This window comes from Hyalangium sp. (genome assembly GCF_035629615.1).
Lineage (GTDB): Bacteria > Myxococcota > Myxococcia > Myxococcales > Myxococcaceae > Hyalangium.
In genome coordinates, this window is record NZ_DASPHO010000196.1 from 1 (window position 1) to 4,690 (window position 4,690).

The window sequence follows — 4,690 nt, forward strand, 5'->3', positions numbered from 1 at the left end:
GGAAGTTCCGCCCGGCGCCGGCGTGTGCCCCCGGGACGGGACGGTTATCCTCTCGTCCTTCATGGCGAGGGACGACGAGGACACACAGATCGAAGTCCTCAGGGATGTGTGGGGCTCCGAGCCTCCCTCCCGGGGCCGCAACGCCCCCTTTGCCTGGGGCGAGGAGCCGCCTCCGCGCAGTCAGGCGGGGGACTCCCAGGAGTCCTCAGCCCCCTCGCCGGTGTGGGGTGACGAGCCACCCACGAGGGATCCGCTCATCGGAATGAAGCTCGGCGAGTACGAGCTGCGCTCGCGTATTGGCGTGGGTGGGATGGGCTTCGTGTATGACGGCATCCAGCCGCTCATTGGCAAGCGCGTGGCGGTGAAGGTGCTGCGGCCAGAGCTGGCGCAGGCCCCGGAGCAGGTGGCCCGGCTGCTGGCGGAGGCCCGCGCCGTCAACGCCATCCGCCACCGCGGCATCATCGACATCTTCGGCTTCGGGCAGGTGCCGGACGGGCGGCAGTACATCGTCATGGAGTTCCTGGACGGGCAGCCGCTGGACGCCTACCTGGCCGAGAAGGCCCGGCTGCCGCCCACCGAGGCGCTCTCCATCCTGGACGAGGTGCTGGCCGCGCTGGGCGCCGCGCACGGCGCGGGCGTGGTGCACCGCGATCTCAAGCCGAGCAACATCTTCCTGGTGCGCGAGCCGGGCGGCACGCGCTACGTGAAGCTCTTGGACTTCGGTCTGGCCAAGCAGGGCCAGAGCGGGGCCGCCGCGCGCACCGCGCAGACGCGCACGGACATGGTGGTGGGCACTCCCGAGTACATGGCGCCGGAGCAGGCCCGCGGCCAGGCCGTGGGGCCGATGACGGACCTGTACGCCATGGGCGTCGTCACCTTCGAGATGGTCACCGGCCGGCTGCCCTTCATCGGCACCTCGCCGGTGGATCTGCTGATGAAGCACGTGGACGCGCGGCCTCCGCGCCCCTCGGAGTTCGTGCCCGAGCTGCCGCCCGCGCTGGACGCCTTCATCCTGCAGATGTTGACGAAGGATCCGGAGGCACGCCCCAGCTCCGCGGACGCCCTGCGCCAGCAGCTCCACCGGCTGCGGCGCACCATGCTGCGGCCCACGCGCGCCCAGGCCGCCGCCGCCGCCGCCAATGGAGCGGCCACTCGGGCGCCCACGCCCGTGCCCTCGCCCATCACGGCGCCCGTGTCCTCACCCCTGTTGGAGGCCGCCCCTGCTGCCGCGTCCCCCATCTCCGCGCCGGCTGTGCCCGCCGTCGCCCTGGACTCCTCCGAGCACGCCACCGCGCCTAATCCGATCCTGAGGGCAGAGGACGCGGGCTCGCGCATGCCCACCACCCAGGTCCCCTCCCTCCCGGGGGGGCTCTCTGCCGCGGAGGCGCGGGCCGTGGGCGGGCGCTCGCCCCTGCGGCGCCTGGTGCCGATCCTCCTGGCCGCCGCGGCGCTGCTGGCCGCCGTCGGCGTGCTGCTGTTCCGGGACAGCGGCCCCGAGCCCACGGACGACAAGCCTCCGGGCGTCGTCCTCCAGCCCGAGACGCCCACGACGCCGCAGCCGCCTCCGTCCAACCCGGTCGTGGCCCAGCCTCCCCCGGGCACGCCGGACCCGAACCCAAACCCGGCCAACCCGCCCGTGCCCACCGTCTCTCCCGAGACACCCAAGCCGCCGGACACCGTGGCTCAGCCCGAGACGCCCAAGCCGCCCTCCGGCAAGAACCCCCACCGCCCTGGCGGCCCCCGCTTCCCAGGCCAGCAGGACCTGATGACCAGCGTCGACCGGCTGGAGCGCGACATGAACGGGTTGATCCAGTCGGGCCTCATCAAGAAAGAGGATGAGCAGTCCGCTCGCAACATGTTCGCGCGCATCCGCAAGGAAGCGAAGGCTGCCAACAGCACCGAGGACGGCCGCAAGGTGGAGAAGGTGATGGCCCTCTTCGAGAAGACGTACCTCAAGCGCTAGCAGGCGCCGGTGAGCAGCGCCTCACTTGCGCTGGGTGCAGAACACCGGCTGCGCGATGGCGTTGTTCACCTTGTCCCGGCTGATCAGCTCCTCTCCGCCGGTGTACTTCAGGATCAGATCCCGGTTCTGCTTCATGATGGCGGCGTTCTGACACGTCTTCAGATCGTCGTAGTAGCCGTACGGCGGCAGCGCGAGCTGCAGCTCGGCGAGCTCCGAGAGCGAGAGCTTGTCCAGCTCCTTCCCGAAGAGCTTGAAGGCGGCGTCGTCCACGCCCACCACGCCCCGCTCGAACTGGATGATGGCCAGGTCATAAGCGATGAGCTGATCCTTCTGGAGGAAGGCGTGGAGCTTGTTGGCGGCCACGTTCAGCTCCGTGTCGTCGCGCACCCCCAGCTTCCAGGCGATGCGGAAGGCCAGCAGGCGCTCACAGCCACCATCCCCCGGAGGCACGCCCCCGACCGTCGCGCCGAGGAAGAGCCGCCAGCCCCAGGCGAGCCCATCCTCGCGCGGCGTCTGGAAGAACTTGGGGCACCCCATCTGGGTGATGTAGATGGCCACCAGGTCCTTGGGCAGCCGGGTGAAGTCCGGGCGGTTGAAGGTGATGGACCGGTCCGGCTTCACGTACATGCCGGACACGAGGCTCATCCGCTCGCCTTCGATGCTGTGCTTGAGCTGCTTTTCGATGTCGAACTCGCTGTCCATCGCGGGCAGCTTGCTCGCCTTATAGAGGTAGTAGACGGGGAAGAGCACCCCGCTCAGCCCCAGCAGAAAGAGCGATATCCAGATGATGGCCTTCACGACTCCCAGGCTACCAGGGAGGCGCCAAACTCGCTCGCGGGTTAAAACGGGAGAGACATGACGGACTGGTACCCCGCCACCCTGGTAGCCCGATCGCCCGCCGCGGACGGGCTGACCGACCTGACGCTCGACCTCTCGGAGGCGCCTCTGCGGGGTGCTCATCAGCACCCGGGGCAGTATGTCCGCCTGCGCCTGCCCAGAGTCGCGGAGGACGCGGAGGGGATGTTCGCCCTCGCCTCACCGCCCGGGAAGGCCCAGTGGGACCTGCTGGTGAAGGAGAGCAGCCCGCTCACGGACGCGCTGGTCCGCCTGCCGCTGGGGACGCTGGTGGAGGTGAGCCGGCCAGAGGGGCGCGGCTTCCCGCTGGAGCAGGTCCGGGGCAAGGATCTGCTCCTGTTCGCCACGGGCTCGGGCATCTCTCCCATCCGCTCCGTCATCGAGAGCATCCGGCAGGAGCGGGACGCCTATGGGCGGGTGACGCTGTACTTCGGCGCGCGCACGCCTGGGGCCTTCGCCTACGCGCGGGACTTCAAGGACTGGGAGCAGGCGCAGATCCACGTGGTGCCCACGGTGAGCCAGCCCGGCGCCAGCGGGTGGCAGGGCCTCACCGGCTACGTGCAGGCACACCTGGCGGGGGAGCCACTCGCGCCGGACACCCTGGCCTTCGTGTGTGGCCAGCAGGAGATGGTGCAGGGCGTCATCCAGGCGCTGCGGGCGCGGGGGCTGCCCGCGAGCGCCATCTGCCAGAACTTCTAGTCAGCGCCGCTCCACCGTGGGCTTGTCGTACTCCAGCTCGAAGAGCGCCGCGGCCGGATCGCTCTCCTGATCGCCGATGGGGTTCTGCGGCGTCCACGCCGCCACCGCGGCCCAGCGTCCATCCGGGCTGAAGCGCACCCGGCGCACGGACCAGCCGAACTCCCGCTCTCCCTGGGGCAGCTCCTGGCCCTCGGTGAAGAGCAGCAGGCGCTTGTCCCAGCCGCCCGTGGCCAGCGAGCGCCCATCCGGGGAGATGCTGGCGGTGGACACCACGCCCTGGTGGACGGACCACTTCTGGAGAATCCTTCCCGAGGCGGCGTCCACCAGCGCGCCCGCGTTGAAGGGGGCCTGAGGCTCCACCTCCTTCTTCCGCTCCCGCTCGTAGACTCTGCGCGAGCGCTCCGCCTTCTCCTCCGAGAAGGCGACGCCCAGCCGCTGTCCCTTCGCGTCCACGGTGACGTCGTTGACGTAGGCCTCGAAGGCGAAGTCCGCCTTGGGAGCCAGCGACAGCCCCTGCGTCTCCGCTCCCGGAACCGAGCCCGCCTTCGCGGTGAGGATGGCCTCTCGGGTGGACTCGTCGAAGGAGACGTCGAAGCGCTCGATGAAGGGGGTGCCCAGCACTCCCTGCGCGCCCGCGGGCACGCACACGTCACACACGGCGATGTCCACGCCCTCCACGGGCAGGGACTTGAAGCGCAGGGACTGGCCACGCGCCAGCTTCGCCACGGTGTTGCCCAGCGGCGTGGGCACCGTGAGGGTGTCCTTCAGGAAGGCCACGTCGATGCCCGCCTGGAGGGCCGTCTCGGTGTTGAGGATGATGGCCGGGGCGCGCGTGTCCACCGCGAAGGAGGCCTGCGCCTTGCCGTTGACTCCGCCGCGCACCACGGAGAAGCCTCCGCGTCGCTCGAAGATCACCCGGGCCTGATCCGGCCGCAGCGCCTCCTCGCGCGTGTCCCAGGCGCGCACGCGCTTGTCCCAGCTCCCCGTGTACAGCGTCCCGTCCGCCGTGAAGGCCAGCCCGCTCACCAGCGCCACGTGGGCCCGGGCCTCATAGATGAAGGACAGCTGCGGCACGGTGAAGACGGAGAGGAGCCCCCGCGCGCTGCCCGCCACCAGGTAGCGGCCGCCTGGATGGAAGGCCACCGCGGTGAGCGGCTCCTCGGTCAGCACGAA

Annotated in this window: 4 protein-coding genes; 2 read left to right on the forward strand and 2 right to left on the reverse strand. The window is 70.5% G+C overall.

Going from position 1 to position 4,690, the window contains the following annotated elements; all coding sequences use genetic code 11:
- On the forward strand, positions 1 to 1,963 hold a 1,963-nt coding region (locus tag VD972_RS10000; RefSeq protein WP_414654030.1), incomplete at its 5' end, for a serine/threonine-protein kinase.
- A gap of 21 nt (positions 1,964 to 1,984) precedes the next feature.
- Here VD972_RS10000 and VD972_RS10005 read toward each other — a convergent pair.
- Positions 1,985 to 2,761: a transglycosylase domain-containing protein gene (locus VD972_RS10005; RefSeq protein ID WP_324984466.1), complete on the reverse strand. Its 777-nt coding sequence runs from the start codon at positions 2,759 to 2,761 to the stop codon at positions 1,985 to 1,987.
- Between the two features lie 57 nt (positions 2,762 to 2,818).
- Between VD972_RS10005 and VD972_RS10010 the strand changes: the two genes are divergently transcribed.
- Positions 2,819 to 3,517: an NAD-binding oxidoreductase gene (locus tag VD972_RS10010; protein WP_324984469.1), complete on the forward strand. Its 699-nt coding sequence runs from the start codon at positions 2,819 to 2,821 to the stop codon at positions 3,515 to 3,517.
- Here the strand turns inward: VD972_RS10010 and VD972_RS10015 are convergent.
- A partial coding sequence (locus tag VD972_RS10015; protein WP_324984472.1) for a WD40 repeat domain-containing protein occupies positions 3,518 to 4,690 on the reverse strand: 1,173 nt, incomplete at its 5' end. It abuts the gene before it with no gap.